The 17,380-nt window shown below is 38.8% G+C and carries 11 protein-coding genes; 3 read left to right on the top strand and 8 right to left on the bottom strand.

The window, feature by feature from the left end:
• Positions 1-9: 9 nt before the first annotated feature.
• The 5 genes from C2869_RS00770 to C2869_RS00750 form a co-directional block, all read right to left on the bottom strand.
• Positions 10-1,281 (bottom strand): response regulator, encoded by a 1,272-nt coding sequence (locus C2869_RS00770; RefSeq protein WP_108601139.1) that lies wholly within the window; start codon positions 1,279-1,281, stop codon positions 10-12.
• A gap of 3 nt (positions 1,282-1,284) precedes the next feature.
• Positions 1,285-1,707 carry an Hpt domain-containing protein gene (locus C2869_RS00765; RefSeq protein WP_159083963.1) on the bottom strand — a complete coding sequence of 141 codons (423 nt, stop codon included), beginning with the start codon at positions 1,705-1,707 and terminating at the stop codon, positions 1,285-1,287.
• 292 nt (positions 1,708-1,999) lie between these two features.
• Positions 2,000-2,929: a PAS domain-containing protein gene (locus tag C2869_RS00760; RefSeq protein WP_159083962.1), complete on the bottom strand. Its 930-nt coding sequence runs from the start codon at positions 2,927-2,929 to the stop codon at positions 2,000-2,002.
• Between the two features lie 74 nt (positions 2,930-3,003).
• Positions 3,004-5,535 (bottom strand): chemotaxis protein CheB, encoded by a 2,532-nt coding sequence (locus C2869_RS00755; RefSeq protein ID WP_108601136.1) that lies wholly within the window; start codon positions 5,533-5,535, stop codon positions 3,004-3,006.
• A gap of 4 nt (positions 5,536-5,539) precedes the next feature.
• Positions 5,540-5,920: an EAL domain-containing protein gene (locus tag C2869_RS00750; protein ID WP_159083961.1), complete on the bottom strand. Its 381-nt coding sequence runs from the start codon at positions 5,918-5,920 to the stop codon at positions 5,540-5,542.
• Between the two features lie 218 nt (positions 5,921-6,138).
• On the opposite strand from C2869_RS00750, the gene C2869_RS00745 reads away from it, so the two are divergent.
• Positions 6,139-7,401, top strand: a complete 1,263-nt coding sequence (locus tag C2869_RS00745; protein WP_108601012.1) for a hypothetical protein — start codon at positions 6,139-6,141, stop codon at positions 7,399-7,401.
• A gap of 143 nt (positions 7,402-7,544) precedes the next feature.
• On the opposite strand, the gene C2869_RS00740 is transcribed toward C2869_RS00745, so the two are convergent.
• Positions 7,545-9,215 (bottom strand): diguanylate cyclase domain-containing protein, encoded by a 1,671-nt coding sequence (locus C2869_RS00740; RefSeq protein ID WP_108601134.1) that lies wholly within the window; start codon positions 9,213-9,215, stop codon positions 7,545-7,547.
• 401 nt (positions 9,216-9,616) lie between these two features.
• Here C2869_RS00740 and C2869_RS00735 point away from each other — a divergent pair, with 401 nt between their 5' ends.
• Positions 9,617-10,126 (top strand): DUF6436 domain-containing protein, encoded by a 510-nt coding sequence (locus C2869_RS00735; RefSeq protein WP_108601133.1) that lies wholly within the window; start codon positions 9,617-9,619, stop codon positions 10,124-10,126.
• 179 nt (positions 10,127-10,305) lie between these two features.
• Here the strand turns inward: C2869_RS00735 and C2869_RS00730 are convergent, their stop codons facing one another.
• Positions 10,306-11,841, bottom strand: a complete 1,536-nt coding sequence (locus C2869_RS00730) for a tetratricopeptide repeat protein (protein WP_108601132.1) — start codon at positions 11,839-11,841, stop codon at positions 10,306-10,308.
• A 955-nt stretch (positions 11,842-12,796) separates the two neighbouring features.
• Between C2869_RS00730 and ltrA the strand changes: the two genes are divergently transcribed.
• Positions 12,797-14,032, top strand: coding sequence for a group II intron reverse transcriptase/maturase (gene ltrA, locus C2869_RS00725; RefSeq protein WP_108601131.1), 1,236 nt, complete (start codon positions 12,797-12,799; stop codon positions 14,030-14,032).
• A 173-nt stretch (positions 14,033-14,205) separates the two neighbouring features.
• Here the strand turns inward: ltrA and C2869_RS00720 are convergent, their stop codons facing one another.
• Positions 14,206-17,232, bottom strand: coding sequence for a TonB-dependent receptor (locus tag C2869_RS00720; protein ID WP_108601130.1), 3,027 nt, complete (start codon positions 17,230-17,232; stop codon positions 14,206-14,208).
• Positions 17,233-17,380: the final 148 nt, after the last annotated feature.

Below are 17,380 nucleotides of genomic sequence, written 5' to 3'. Positions count from 1 at the left end.
ATCCTGATACTAATTATAGTTAGGTGCGGGTAATCCGCATTTTATTAATACCTGCTCAAGCGCTTTTGCCGTTAATGGCTTGATTAAATACATATTTGCTCCCGCTTCTCTCGCTCGCTTGACAGTTAACTTGCTTCGATTGCCAGTTAGCATAACAATTTTAGTATCTAGGCCTCTGGCATCTTCGGTTTGATGTAATGTATTGGCTAAATTAACCCCATCGGTATCAGGTAAACTAATATCCATCAGTACTAGTTCATAATCACCTTTCTCAAGGTAGTTCATGGCCATTCTGCCACTGGTGGCAATATCTAATCGACACCCTGGATATTTAAATAGCTTAGAGGTAACCGCAGCTGTAATTTGATCATCTTCAACTAAAAGCACTCTAATTTCAGATTTGGCCTGCTCTAGTTTAGTTTCATCAAAGTTATTAAATGCTTTATGCATTGGCTCAGGTGGCTTTTGCTTGGCTATTTTTTCTTCATTATTTCGAACTTCGATAGGCTCATCTTGATGTGATGTTTTTAATAATGTTGCCGATTGCTGAGTGAGTAACTCAGTAGAAGCCGCTATATCGTCAAATAATGACAAGGCTTTATTTTGTAAACGTAATAATATGGGTCTAATTTCATCAGAACGGATTGTCGCTAAAATACGTTTGATTTTTTTTATATCAATTTCGGTACTGTGATTTTGCGCAATATCCGCAGCCGCTTTATCTAAGCTTTCCTCCATTAGCTTTATCACTTTGACAAACTTATTTTTTATATCTGATTTATGTTTGACTGACTTGCGCACTAACTCTTCAAGACCATCTGATAAATCTAACTTGCTAAACTTAATTTCATAATTGCGTGATTCTGTATATTGCACACCTAGCTCTGAAAGTAAGTGCTTTGCGACTAAGATAGGACGACGCAACTCATACATGGGTCGCGAAACAATATATTCATCAATAGTGCCTGATATATAAGCGAGATAAGCGCGTTCTTCATCTTGGCGGTTGATTAAATACACCACTTTATGTTCACTAAGTCGGTGTTCTTTTAATTCTTCCATTGCTTGGTAATACAAGGCGATAGCTTCTTCAAACGTGTTTAACGACAAAAAAATCACCATAGGATTTAAACTACGCAATGTCTGTTTTAAATCGTCGATATTGGTTATTGTTGAGACTTGCTGAAAAAAACCTGTCAGTACTTTTGACACACCAGGGTCTAAATCAGCAGATCCACTATAAAAAATAAGGTGACTCTTTTTTTGTAACGTATTGGCCATAAATTAATGCTCGTTTTGTATAGCCTGTTGAATTTTCTGTGTAACCATAGCTAGCTGTTCAAGTAAGGCTAAAGTGGCTACGTTAACTTTTTTAACCGGTATGTTTTTTTTGTCACACAGTCTCTCTAACAATAGCGCCAATAATTCGACTTTCTTAGCGCCTAAACAAACTGCACTACTTTTAAGCGAATGACTTAAACGTTTCAGTAATTTAAAATCTTCATTACTAACCGCGGCCTGCATGTCTTGATGTTTAGCTCGCCAACTTTGTAAGTACTGATCTAATAAATCATTTAACTCGTTTTTTGATAAATTGCCGGTAAATTCTGAAATTGCGTCTATATTTACAGTTGCATGTTTTTCACTATCTTGTAATGCGCGCAGCTTTACATAAAAAAGATCATCACCAGCCATTTTACCCAACACAAGATTATCGACACACTTGAATTAAGTATAGCCCTAATGATAATTATTGGTAGAAATTGACTCAAATTAATTTATGAAAACTAATCCAATGGATCCTTAACCCACTAAGATGACATTACCTCGTATATAAGATTTGTATTGGAAAATAATAGTACTGGTTTTGGTGCGGTAATTGAGTTTCAGGTGATGGGATTTTAAAGGAGGTATCAGTAATTGAGTCAGGGTAAACCTATGTTGTTAAAATCTATACACTTATTTCAATAGAGTTGTGATGTCTTTTTGCGCTAGCTTATTAGCTAGCGCCCTGACTCGCGGCAATTATCAGCTTCTGAATTTGATCAATCGAAGAGTTTGGTAGCTCAGTTAGGCAATAACTTTTAACAACGGGTGAAATTATCCCCCATTTGTAATCTTTAATATGAGTATTGAGTTGCTTGTCGATAGTCGCAAATTCAATATCACTGTAACCTATAGTAATAGCGATTAACTCATTATTTAAAAATGAAGTGATTAATGCATCTGGCAGGCGGTCATGTAACTGGTCTACTAAGGTTTGTATTTTTGCATCACGCTCATGCTCACCATACATTTGTACAATCGTATCTGCGTTTAATACTGACAAAGAGATAATATTAATGGTGTGATTAAGTCGCTGTGCGCTAGATATTAGCCGTTCAGCTTGTTGCCAAAATTCTACCGCACGATGTAAAAAAGGCACAGATTCAAATTGACTTAACTCATCCAATTTTTGATTTAATGTTTTGTTTTCAGCTAATAAATGACGATTTTCAATCTGTAACGATTCCAATTGTCTCAGCTCTTGCTCACGAGCTATTTTATCTTTCAGTAAGCGTTCTTGTTTGGCCATCAAACTAGTCACATCAAGATGAATACCTAAAAAACGCGTTGCGACACCTTGCGTATTATGAATAGCAAAACCACGGCAGCGCACCCACACTACGTGACCTTTTTTATGCTTGTACCTAACGTATTGATCATAAGGATGACTAGGATCATTCATGTGCATTTTGAAGTTTAGTTCTGCAATAGCTAAATCCTCAGGATAAATAATCGATTGCCACTCACTGACCTTATGTTGCATCGAGGTGGCGTCATAACCCAAGGTTTGCCAAAAAGATGGACTCATCCATTCATTTTCTGGACTTTCTAAATCCCAGTACCAAATACCATCTAGCACTTCTTTATGAAAAAAATCGAACATCAATTGATCCTGGTGGATCAATTGAAAGAGCTCGTTTTCTAAATAATGTCTTTCGCCATGCATATCCTGCAACATTAGTCTGTACCATGCTCAATTTTTTGCATGGTTAATACTACACCTTCGTTATCCATATGACGTCGATACGGTGTAGCATTTATCACTATAATTAACTCCTCACTAACATTAACCTCAAAGCGTTTTTCAATACATTCATTGTTTACCGCTTCTAGCGTTGGATAAAGCTCTTTAATGTTAAATACTTGAGTTATATCTTTAATTGGTCTATCAATATCTAGCTCTATAACATTTAAATACTCACGCATTGCCGGTGTAAAGCGGCGAATTTTAAGTTCCTTATCTAAAAACAACACCGCCAAACGTGTCGCTTTAAATAAGTTTTCTAAATCGTCATTAATGGTGGTTAACTCAGCAATTTTTTGCTGATACTCGCCATTAACGGTATACAGCTCTTCATTAACGGACTGTAGTTCTTCGTTGGTGGATTGTAATTCCTCATTAGCAGCCATTAATTCTTCATTGCTCGACTGTAACTCTTCACTTGTGGTGTCTAAATCTTCCAAAGCTTCACGATACAATTTTTGACTTTCAATTAAGGCTTGGTCTAGTTCATTTATGCGACGCTCTGCTTGCTCATCCAGAGTGTACTTTTGCACTCCCTCTTGTAGAGGTGCACTATTACGTAATATGGACAGTGCAACATACTGTCGGTCAGAATTTTGCTCGCTAAACGGCATAGCCTCCAAGGAAACGGTTTCATGCTCGTCACCAAGAGTAATGGAAACATCTTCAAACACCACACTGGTATTTTCGCGGATCACTTGATGGATAACGGTTAACGCATGACTAACAATATCCTTATGTAGAATATCTGATAAATCATTCGTGACCTCACCTGCCCTTAGCTTGACGGTATAATTGCTGGTATCGCCATAGGTATACACCAAAATACCTTTGTTGTTACACACAAAAGTCGGTGGTACAAACCGATCAAATAGTGTACTCCGGCCTAAATCTTTGGTTTTAGTATGATTATTAGTGCGTACATTAGAACGCTCAATAAACTGCGGAATGGAGCGTGGGTGATAACCTTTATGTTTGATATTACTGTCAGCAGAAATTGCGGTTAGTGGTATACGAATATCCTTGTTTTTACGATAGATACGCATACGGTTGTCTGCAACTTCAAAATAGGCAGTTAAACTATTCGTCGTCTCGGCTGAGCCCAATACCAGTGAGCCATTTAACTTAAGCGCAAAATGGAAAAATGCTAACGCTTTTTGCTGAGCTTCATTTTGCAAATAAATTAAAGTGTTACGACAGGAAATCATGTCCATATTTGAAAAAGGCGGATCTTGAATCAAGTTATGGGTTGCAAACACCACTGTCGAACGCAGGCGTTTTGACACTTGGTAACTACCATCAGACAATTGAATGAAATAGCGTGAAATATCACTGGTTGATACCTCTGTAGCGATACTTGCTGGATATACGCCATTAGCGCCAAAGGCAATGGCTGTTTGGTCTACGTCGCTGGCGAATATTTTGAGCATACGGTGAACGTTAAGCCTATCCATTGCATTTAAAAATAACAAAGCGACGGTATAAGCTTCTTCGCCTGTTGAACAGCCTGCTATCCATACACGTATTGTTTCATCTTCCGGTTTATTCAAAATTAAGGGATCAATGACTTCTTGGGTAACCCGTTCCCACACTTCCATGTCACGATAAAATTGGGTTACGCCAATTAACAAATCTTGTTTCAGTTGCGATATTTCGTTTTTATTCTTTTTTATATATTGCAAATATTGCGGCAAACTTGTTTGACTTAAAATAGCCATGCGGTGTTCAATTCGTCGCGAAATTGTCGACTCTTTGTAAACGCGAAAGTCTAAATCCGTTTCACTGCGTACTTGTTTTAAAATAGATTCAAGTATTTCTGCGTTTTCAGACAAATGTATACTAAAATCTTGCGCATCCCGCTGGCGGTGTGGACTATTGATAAAAAACTTAATTTGCTCCGGCATTTTTTCAATAGGTAAAACAAAGTCAACACTACCTGTATTTATTGCATTGACTGTCATGCCATCAAATTGAGTTTGTTCTGGCTCCTGACAAATCACCAAGCCCCCAACTTCTTTCAGCGCTTGCACGCCACGGCTGCCATCGGAGCCTGTGCCTGATAAAATTATGCCAATACTACGATTTTGTTCTGATTCAGCTAATGAGCGAAAAAATTCATTGATTGGCAAGTTTATTCGATTGTCTGGCGGCAAATCAGATAAGTATATGGTGCCTTCAACAATACGCATGACCTTGCCAGCGGGTATCAAATAAATATTATTGGCTAATAGTTTTTCACCTTCCTTGACTTGATGAGTTGGCATTGTGGTATTTTTACCAAGGAGTTCATCCATCATACTTTTAAAATCAGGCGATAGGTGTTGAATAACCACAAAAGACACACCTAAATCATTTGGCATAATACGAAATAGCGCCTGTAAAGCTTCTAATCCTCCCGCAGATGCGCCAATGGCGACCACATGACTTGGTTGTTGATTATTATTGTTACTGTTGGCGGGACTCATAAGTTTACCTTTCTGCTAATTTCTTTTGCTTATTTTCTTTTTGGAATTGACGTAGCAAAGTTAATGTTTGCTCAAAGCCTTGCGGCCGTCCAAGGTAATAACCTTGTAAAAAATCAACGCCATTATCTAGCGCAATCTGTAAATGCTGTTCGGTTTCAATGCCTTCGGCTAAACAGTTTGACCCAGTACCATGTACAAGTGTAGTTGCAGCCTGTAAACCAACCAATTTACGTTGGTCCGATTCAATGTTAATAAAAAACATTCTATCGAGCTTTATCTGATCAAAATCACAATTAATTAAGCGCTGTAAATTACTATATCCTGTACCAAAATCATCCATTGAGAGCTTAAAACCATACTGCTCAGCAATTATTGGTAAATACACAACGCCAAGGAATTCAAGGTTTACAAGGGACTAAAAAATAAAGTTTTCGCGCTAAATTTGTCGAGATAGGTCAATCGATCACAACAAGTGTGGAAAAAGATCACAGACAAAATGATTTAAGTGTTGCATGCTAATACCATAATTAATTGGCTTGCATAATTTTGAATTCTTTAACGAAAAGTAAAAAGCACCTTAGTTTCGATGCGTTGCGAAAAGCCATGTCATCGCATATTGAAAGTTTTGATGATCCTCGTCAACAAGGCAAGTGCACGTACACCCTTCACGATACAGTCATGAGTGCGTTTGCTTGTATGTATTTTCAAGACCCTTCGCTGGTTCAATTCCAAAAAAGACTAGAGAGAAAGTATCAACGAAGTAATTTAAATACCCTATTTCGTATCAAAGAGACGCCCAAAGACAACCAGATGAAAGACATTCTGGATACCATAGACAGTGAATGCTTTGCACCGGTTTTTAAAGATTACTTTGAACGACTTAGACGTCATCATCACTTACAAAGCTTTGAAGTGCTACCTGGTAAACTCCTTTGTGCCATTGATGGAACTCAATACCACAGCTCCAAAAGTGTCCACTGTGACGGCTGCCTAACGAAGCAACATCGTAATGGCGAAATCACCTATAACCATGCGGTATTACAAGGTGCCATTATGCATCCAAGTCAGCGACAGGTTATTCCGGTTATGCCTGAAGCCATAAAAAATACAGACGGTGCGAAAAAACAAGACTGTGAAATGAATGCGGCTAAGCGCTTTGTAAAAAGGCTGAAAAAAGCTCACCCTCGTCAATCCTTTATTATTTGCGGTGACGGTTTAATGTCGAAACAACCCTTAATCGAATCGACATTGGCAGAAGGGTTTAGCTTTCTATTTATGGCAAAGAAAGATGACCATAAGTACCTGTATGACTGGTTAGCGGCTTATGAGTCACTATCTAGTCAGTCATACACAGATGAAAAAGACGTGACTCACCAATTTAGTTGGCAAAATGATGTGCCACTTCATGGTGGCGAAAAGAGTATCCATGTCAATTATCTAGAATATCGGCAAATCAAAAAGGGTAAACAGACATATCTTGGTAGCTGGGTCAGTGACATTGAGATAAATAAAGACAATGTGATTGCGTTGGCGAAAGCAGGGCGCTGTCGATGGAAAATAGAAAACGAATGCTTCAACAGCCTTAAAAACCAAGGGTATGAAGTTGAACATAACTACGGTCATGGCCACGAGAATTTAAGTTACAACATGTACCTACTGACCTTGCTTGCCTTTTTCTACCATCAAATCTTTGAATTGACAGATGGAGCGTACCAACAGTGTCGGCAAGAGTACGGTTCAAAGCGTTTTTTATGGGAAAACTTCAGAGTCACAATCCGGTATGTTTTGTTTGATTCATGGGCAGATTTAATGACTCATCTACTCACAGACCATGAAATTACAGAGGAAGCTTATTATCGACCTTAAGTAGAGAAATTGTGAATAAAGGATGCTGAAGCATAGGTTCACCCCTGCGCGAAGCATAGAGATTAAATGGGTCCCACCAATCTAAGATGGCTTAACTTGGCAAAATAACAGTAAAAAGGCCATCAGTGCTTGCATATACAGCTTCACCAATAATTGCTGCCATACTGCTTGATTTGATTGAATGCACTGACCATATCGCTTAAATCAAACATCATCATTTTTTCAGAAACTTCTATATAAACTTGCTCAGGCGACAAGCCTTCTTGTTTTAAGTGTTGCACAAAATTGTCGATAAAATCTTTATCTATTACCTGTGGCGCTTCCAAATTTATATTCAAGTATGGGAATTCATCGCTTTGTAAACTCGAAGCATGAAATAATTTGGCATAAACTTTTACACCTTGTTCCGCCATTAAGTTAAACAGCCCCATATGACAGCCAATTTCAATTGCAGCATTGATAATATTCTCAGGACTGCTGCCTTGCAACGGACCTTTAAAGCGCGTAAGAGCCTCAAGTGCATAAAGCTTATCAATTGGCTGAAAATAAATATCTATGTTTTTGTTGAGCACGCAAGTTTCGATATGTTGCTTATGTTCGAGATGATTAAACACCTTATGAATAAAAGACATATCGGCAATACACCAATGCGATTTCATTTTATGCTTAGCAAAATACATTGCCGCATCGGCAACCGTAAACCACAGTTCTACAATTGAACTTTTTTGCGCTTGTGGCGGATGGTATTCGGTTAATACCTCGCCAGGAATGGCACCGACACTGGCCTTCATATGTATTTCATGCTTATCAATTAATACATCTTGATTTACCAATAAGCTAAGTTCAGTAATACGGTTAGCTAATACAGAATAAGGCGTGTTAGCCATTACCATTAAAAACTCGTCGCCGCCATTACGACAAATAAATTCACCTCGGCGAATAAATCCAGATAGCCGATCCGACACCTCAACTAATAACTTATCACCAACAGCATGACCTAACGTATCGTTTATTTGTTTAAATCCATCCAAATCAATAAAAACGAGTACCCAAGATTTTATACTGACAGGGTTAATATGACGTTCGATAAATTCGTTTAATGCACGACGATTAGGTAATTTTGTTAGTGGGTCGTGATTGGCGGCAAAAACGATTTTGCGCTGGGCTTCTTCTTGCTCGGTAATATCACTGACCAATACCATATAACCTTCAATGCCCGAGGAGCCAGTGCCGTAATCAGCACTAATTTGTACACTAACGGTAATTTCTCGCCCGAGTGGGGTCATTACACTTTGTTCAAACTCGTAAGGGTTATTGAGTGTTTTACTTGTTAGTAAAAATTTACGCGCTTTGACAATTTCGTCGGGATCTAAATAATTTAGCCAGTTCCGTTCTAGTAATTCGTGTTGATTGACGCCAAGAATGATTTCTAAAAAAGCATTACTATGTATCGCCATCCAATGCTGATCGAGCTTTAAAATACCAATCGGCATTAAATTTAAGCTACTTGTATAGATAATATCTTTTGGTAAGCCGGTTATATAATAGCCCGATTCATGTTTACGTACCCAGCAGCGATATTTATCTGTTAAATCACCAAACTGATGAGACACTTTTATATCATGATCACTGTTAAAGTCATCTTCATAGGAGGCGATCCCGCTTAGCACGCTGGAAACTTCTTGTTTAGTTAACCCATATACAAGTTGCGCGGGTAAACCATTGGTATCAACAAACAGCAAAAAACCGCCGTAGGATTCTAATATACCCGGCAAAAAAGTGAGATCTTGCAGAATTTTTGCGTAACTGCTCATTTACTTAAAAAAACATCCTATTCAATCGATTCACCTTACTACATCCCACTTCGCAAATGAACGTAAATTGCTGTTTATATTAGTAATTTAATGACTGTGTCATTTTAGTTACACTAAAGTATAGATTATATTAACCATTGCTATACATAATATTCACATGAATACTATATCCCTTTGTTTTAAAAGAGAAAACCTTATAAAAATCAAGGTTATATTTTTTTACATGATTTGCAAAGATGTGTAAAAAGGACGCAAGTTTAGACCCCATTTTTACTAAAAAAACCTACTCATTTTGGCAGTTTAATTAAAGCAACGTATACTTTTTACTAGAAATTTTATTGTGCCTAAGTGCTCTTCTATTGAATAATAAAATACGAAAAAACAATCCTTGGCTTAGGTATTTGTTAATATACTTTTTAGTCATCATTGCCATATTCACATTACTGATTTTCAGTGTTAACAACGCACAGCAGCACTGGCGATATTTTGCTAGTAATGAATTTGCGCAAGAAAGAGAGGTTTACACAAAAAAGGTATACGCGTTATTTGAAAATTACAGACAAACTGAAAATAACGTGACTGCCATTTCCATTATCAATTCAAATTGCCTATGCAGCCAATACTTTAAAGCCATGCAATCGAGTTTGTCAGCTTACGCTGTTGCGAATGTTACGCTTGATCTTGCACACGACAAACTAACTCCAGCACAACTTGTACTTATTCCGTCAACCCCAGCATTATTAGTACTATCTAAAGATTATCAACATATTAGCTATTTGGGACCACATAATAATGGCTATGTTTGTGGAGAAGGAACAGCCATGCTAGATGTGGTATTGAGCCAATTAAATACTGGAATCAATCCACAATATTTGTTATTGGATCACTATGGTTGCTTTTGCCCAGTGTGAGTATATTTTCTCACTTTGCTTTTAACGTTTATTATTGGCGCTCTATTTTGATTAAGTTGGTGAGAAACTGTGATCTGGAATGTATACCATTAAGAGTGTTCCCCAATCACATTAAATAACAAATGCTCATGGGGGAATCGAATCATATAAACTGGTAGGTAAATAAATCTAATTAAAGTTTATTGTGACTCTTCACTAATATAAACCGTGCCTGTAGTCCAAGATGCTAATTGCTCTTCCCAAGCGGATACATCCCAGTTTAAGTCTTCACCTAAGTCTATCGCTTTGCGCATGTGTTTTACGACTTTAGTAAAATCACGATATTCGCCACCTAAATGAGAAACCGCTACTAAGTAATTAAAAGTCGGATGGTTGTGTTTTTTATCGGCTAGCTGACTTAACATTTCTACCGCTTGTTTTTGATTGTGCAATGATTTGTCATTAGCTAATAATTTAAGCTCAATTGATTTTAATATTGCAGGTTCATGTTGCTTGTTTGCTGCCATTTCGTACCAAAACAAGGCTTTTTTCTCATCTGCGACCACCCAAGGACTATCTTGTAAAATACGCGCTAATCGATATTCAGCTTGTACTAAACCATATTGACTGGCTTTGGCGATCCAATGTATCGCTTCCGCTGGATTAGTTTGCTCACGGTATAATTTTAAGCCATATTCAAATTGTGCTTTTGGGTGTCCTGCCTTGGCGGCTTCTTCAAGTAGACTTAACGCTTCCCCCTCTTCTTGTTTTAACCAAGTAAAATTTAAAAGAGCCATTGCATATTGATACTTATCGTCTAACGCTTGGCTAGCCTTCAATTTCTTCGCTAAACGTCTGACCCTATCATACAGTCGTTCATTTTCATCTGACATTTGAAACTTAGAATAGGTCGCCATGCCCATATAGGTACGATTAACAAAATTCACGCGCTTACCATTAAAGGTTGGCTGGGGGAAAGTTTGTGTTTCTAAATTTTCTAACGCTCTGCGCGGATAACCTATTGTTTGGATAGGTGTCATGTTTCTTACTGAGCCGTCAGGAGCTACATCGTAATCAACAATTAAAAAATAGGGACGATTAAAAAAATCTTGTAGCGGATCTTTTGATTGGCTTGGGTCGTCATAAGATTCAGAAATGGCACCTTCTTCATCTTCAAAACCAAACGATACCGGCTCCACTTCAAAGCTATCACTAAAACCCGAATCAATTGCACCAAATAATTCATCTGCGGTTTGATATTGGCTTTCTAACGTACCGTCGCCACCAAAAGTTACCTTAGTTGCTAAATTCGTTGTTATGAGCTCTGGGTAATATTTTTGTTGAATTTTTTGTTTACCAAACTTTTCTTGAAATGAAAAAACCAACTGTTCAAAAAAAGCACGTTGATCAGTCGGCAAAGCGTTAATCATTTTTTTAAGGATCTGTTCGGAATCATTAAATTGATATTCAGCGGCCAATGAAAACCAAATTAATGCACTAATTGAGTCCTGACCCACTCCTAAGCCTTTGTGATACATAGTACCCATTTGATAATAAGCATGCGGACTACCAATATTGGCAGATTTAGCATATTCCTTAAACGCGGCCTTATAATTTTGCTTAGTAAATAGCTCATCACCTTTAAAAATATTGGCTTGTGCTGTTGTTGAATAGCAGGCAACGCAAACCGATGCCACAGAAAAAACCAATTTTAGGTTTGTTAACAACTTTTTCATTTTTAAACGGATTCCTTTTATATGAATTACACAATTTATATAAAAAAACCAATCAATCAAGCTTTAACATGGTAAACATTTGTAAATGCGATTTAGAAGATAATTGAAAGGCAAACGAGCGAAATAATGTTCTTGGTAAACAAGTAAAACGGCAATTAATTTGAAAAGCGAAGCGTAAAAGAGAAGTTAAAAGAATAATTAAAATGAAATTGTAACTATTCAACATTACAAGCAGAGGACTTAACCATATATAAGCAACAACACAATAGGCCTTATTGCAGAAAGTAATGCGACTAAAAAGCTCAATCTTAGGAGTTGCAGTAAAATACTGGTACTTAGAGTTTGTCGGGAACAAAATTCTGTTGTTTTGCTCTCTTAGTGAGAGGTTTTCAGGCTCTGCAAGCATAAATGCTCGCCCAGTGTGTTACGAGTTACCAACAGTACAAGGAAGGCTGGAAGGTAACGCAACTATATAAAACATGATGGTTTGGCCCATCCCATCGGCATTCAGGTGCAGGTGGAAACCACCTTATGCGGCATTGGTTAAGAGTCACTGTCGTGAGCGATAAGGGAAAGGCAAACACAATGATTTGTCAGGTGTGAGTTAAAGAGACGAACAGCGTAGGTGTCGAAATATTTAACCGTTGCATCCCGAAACCAAGCTACTGGGTGGAGTTTGGGAAGAGCTTAGAGGCAACCTGATTACCAACTAAGCGGGAGCCGGCAAAGAGCTGACGTGAATTTAACTCGGGGTTTTATATGGAACGTAAGAACCAGTCGTTTTGATGTTAACAGATATCCTCGAATGGAAACCCCATGAGAGCCAAGTCTGAATGCAAAGCACTGGGGCGGAGCAATTCGTAGTAGTGATGATGATAGCTGTAATGGTTATCTAGCGAAGGGATTGCCTCGTTTTAAATGAAACTTTCATCAACTGCTGCAGCAGGAGGAATGATTGAATTCAGCAAAACCATTTAGTATTTCGAAATGGACAGTTTATGAAGCCTGGTTACGTGTAAGAGCCAACGGTGGAGCGGCAGGAATTGATGAGCAATCGATGAGTGATTTTGAACAGGACTTGAAGAAGAACCTGTACAAGATATGGAATCGAATGTCATCGGGCAGCTATTTTCCACCGACGGTGAAGCGTGTCGAAATCCCTAAGGATAAGGGCGTTCGAGTACTAGGCATACCCACGGTATCAGACCGAGTTGCACAGATGGTCGTCAAGATGGAGTTGGAGCCTGAATTAGAATCGGTATTCGATAATGATTCTTATGGTTACAGACCTAATCGCAGTGCACATGATGCATTAGCGATAACGCGCCAGCGGTGTTGGCGATACGACTGGGTGATTGATTTAGATATCAAAGGCTTCTTTGATAACTTGGACTGGGTGTTATTGGGCAAAGCGTTACGCAAACATACCAATAACCCATGGGTATTACTCTATATCGAACGTTGGCTTAAAGCGCCAATGGAAACCTCGGATGGTCAGATAATAGAGCGAACGAAAGGAACACCACAAGGAGGCGTGATAAGCCCATTGCTAGCCAATTTGTTTTTACACTACGCATTCGACAAATGGTTGCGAAGAGAACATCCACATGTTCAATTTGCACGCTATGCGGATGATGCAGTGGTTCACTGTCGTAGTGAGCAAGAAGCAAAGGCGTTAAAGCAAGCTATTGAGCAACGCATGTTAGATTGTTGTCTAGAATGTCATCCAGAGAAAACTAAACTGGTTTACTGCTTTGATGAAGGTAGACAAGAAGCACATGAAGTCATTAGCTTTGATTTTCTTAGTTACTGTTTCAGGCCAAGGTTAGTAAGGAATCGGTGGGGTCGCATGTTTGTTGGCTTTACACCTGCTATTAGCCCTAAAGCGAAACAGAAAATTAGAGAGAAAGTTAAAGCGCTCAAGCTACATAAGCAAACGGGGTTAACGATACAAGAGTTGGCGTATAAGCTTAATCCGATGATAAGCGGGTGGATAAATTACTTCAGTCGGTTTTGGAAAACAGCATTAAGGCCACTTATGTCTTGGATAAACCTTAAATTGTTGAAATGGGCGAAGAAGAAATACAAACGGCTGAAATTCAGTTACCAAAGAGCAAGAAAATGGATGCAAAGGGTGTGTAATACACAACCGTATCTATTTTCTCATTGGCAATTTGGTTGCAGGCCGTAAATGGTGAAACGAGAGGAGCCGTATGAATTGAGAGGTTCACGTACGGATCTGTGAGAGGCTGAGGGGGAAGCTCCCTCGGCCTACTCGACCAAAATATTTGGTAACAAAGGTTTGCAGGCTCTGCAAGCATAAATGCTCGCCCACCAATAGTTACCTAACAACCAATAAGCATTTTAGAACTTATACGTTGCACCTGCAGTGACACGACGGTCTGGTAAACCAACAAAACACAGTAGCGCGCCATCGTTAACACAATATTGCTCTACGCCTTGCTCAGTTAAGTTAACCGCTTCAACACCGACATTTAATTGCTCAGTAATGTCATAAGTCACACTGGCATTTAACTGACCACGTGCAGAGGTAACCACAGGGAAACTAAGCGTACTACTTGTGCTTGAACCACCACCAAAGTCAGTCGAGGTAAACGCATCACGCCATGTGTAACGCATACGAGCTGATAAACCATACTTCTCATAGTAAAGCGTGAAGTTATAAGCGTCTTCAGAGAAATCTTCCAAACCACGCTCTGCACACACGTCATCACCTAATACATCTGCACCACGGCTAAAGGTACAATCTTCAATTGAACCACCGTTAAATTCTTGCATTGTATAGTTAGCCATCACACCAAAACCTGATGCCCAACCTAGCTTATCTTCAAAACCTGCTAAGTCGTATTGCACAGCAAATTCCCAACCCGATTGCATAGTTGAAACATCATCATTGCTGTCTTGGGTATAGTCTACACATAAACCTTTAACATCAGGGTTACCCAATAAGCTTGGCACTACATTCGGGTTATAGAAACCACCGCCTGGACAGCTTGGATCGTTTGAACGAGCTGTACCACTGTCGGTAGTTGGATCTGGGTGTAAAGGTGCACCAAAGGTTTTAGTACCAAAAATATCGGTACGTAATTTAGTGAAGTAACCAACGCTAACAACTGAACCTTCAGCAAAGTACCATTCCCAAGAAAGGTCAAATGATTGGACTTCTTCTGGGGCTAAGCCAGGGTTACCTAACGCAACAGCCGTGTTTTCGTTATCGTTTAGATTGTAACCATATTTAAGTGAATCAAAATCTGGACGACGGATATCTTTACCGACACCAAAACGTACAACCATGTCATCAGTTAAATCAGCAATCACATTAATGCGTGGTAAAACTAAGCTGTAATCACCTTTAATCGGCGTTAATACGCCATCTACATAACCTGAAGATTGCACTTCAGTGCTCACATGACGTAAACCGAAGTTACCACGAATATTTTCATACTCGAAATTAGCTTGAGCATAGAAAGCATTAGTGTCTTCTTCAACTAAGTAGTACGAGCTGTTTTGTGGCGTTTCGTTAACACGGCTGCTTTGTGAACCATAATGTGTATCTAACGCGTTGTAGATAATATCAACTGTACCTTGAGGATCAGAGAATGAACGATCTGGGTCAATCCACAAGAAGTCTTTAATATAAAGCTCACGATCATCTGCACTACCAAAGTTGTCAGGGCCTGGCACTAATAGCTCTTTAAATAACTCACCATTCGCTGCGCGAGTCATATCACCATAACTGAAACTACCGTTAATACGCGTGTATTCACTAGACGATTTGTTAAAACGATAACCCACATCAATAGAGGTGATCACACTATCATCTATATAGTATTCTGCATCAATACGGAAACTATCTTCAGAGTTCTTTTGTAAATCGCCGCCTTTTTCTAGCTTTTCGAATACGTAGTTTTTCGGATCTAACAGCTGCTCTTTAGTTGGCGTGTATGCTGAGTTAGGGTCAATACCGAAAGATAACGTACCACCAGATAAATCATAGGCAAACGGTGTTGCATTATCGTTGTAAATGATACCGCTAGTACCACCATCAACACTGGCAATTGCATCTTCAAGGCTATCAATACCATCAATAAAAGGAACTTCAACTCGGCCAGTTTCTACTTCACCATCACCATTAGTACGCTCATAATTAATTCGTGATACCAATGGTGCTTTCGGGTTAATAAAGTTAACCGTCGATTCAAATTTAGGCTTAACTGAATCTGAGCTTGATGTAGCAATTTCTGCACTAATTTTAAATTGCTCAGCTTGGAACTCACCACCAAAAACAAAAACTTCGGTATCAGTCACACGTGAGCCAGTTTCACTTGAAATACGTAAGTTAGGGTTATCAAAGCCTTCGCTTGCATCAGGTCCAATAGAACCTTTTAAAGCTGCTTTGAAATCTGGCCAGCTGTGATCGCCTTTAGTACCAAAGTTAACCACTTCATACTCGTCTGGTTTGCTAGCATCTTTATTTTTAAGTGCACTAACACCAGACGCTTGAGCACGATATTGGTCACGACTTTGTTCTTGTTCATTGATAATGGCGTCAAAATAGAATTTACTGTTTTCATTTGGTGCCCACTCTAATGTTGTGGCGATATTAACCGTTTCGTAGTCATCGTTTTCTTGCTCTTGCGTCAAGAATTGGATAGCTAGGTTACCGTCGTTATCTAAGCTATCGCGGTCAGTACGCGGACGGAAAGAAACCGCTTCTTGTTCAATATAACTACCAGCAATAACAAAACCAAATTTACCTAAATCTGATTCCCAGTTCTTACCAAACGTTGCTGACAGTCTTGGTTTTGCTGATTCAGTACTTAAGCTGCTGTTTTCAGCTTGGACACGAACAGACGCAAGCGTGTCATCTAACGCTAAAGGACGAATGGTTTTAAGGTTGATAGTACCACCAACAGAACCTTCAATAGTTTTTGCTTGCGGAGACTTAGTCACTTCTACACCGGCAATAATGGCTGCTGATACATCTTCAAAATCGATACCGTTACGACCACCGCCAGAACCAACGGTTGATACACCGTTAATTTCAACACGGTTAGCATTGGTACCACGAATTTGTACACCAGTACCGACACCTGCGGTACGGGTAATTTGAATACCTGTAACGTTTTCTAGTACTTCCGCTAAGTTTTGGTCAGGTAATTTACCAATATCGTCGGCTTGAATAACTTCTACTAAGTTATCTGCTGAGCGTTTTTCGTTAAGTGCAGTCAATAATGAACCGCGAATACCTGAAACCTGAATTACTTCTGTTTCGTCGGCTGCTTCTTCTTGGGCGATTGTGTTTGCTGAATAACCAAAAGCAGAAACAGATAAAACTGCCATTGCGATTGTATGTTTCTTGAAATGCATTGTTGTTCACCTTGTCTAGGTCGATATTGGCATTACCAAATATCAAACAATTTAATAAATTATTGTATTTATGACTTACACCTCAATGTAAGAGGTATATCCAAATATTTTCACATTTCAGATTTAATATCAACCAATTTATCAAACA

It is taken from the genome of Saccharobesus litoralis, from assembly GCF_003063625.1.
In the GTDB taxonomy this organism is placed as follows: domain Bacteria; phylum Pseudomonadota; class Gammaproteobacteria; order Enterobacterales; family Alteromonadaceae; genus Saccharobesus; species Saccharobesus litoralis.
The sequence above is the reverse complement of the archived record's forward strand: the minus strand, read 5'-3'. Positions and strand labels throughout refer to the sequence as shown.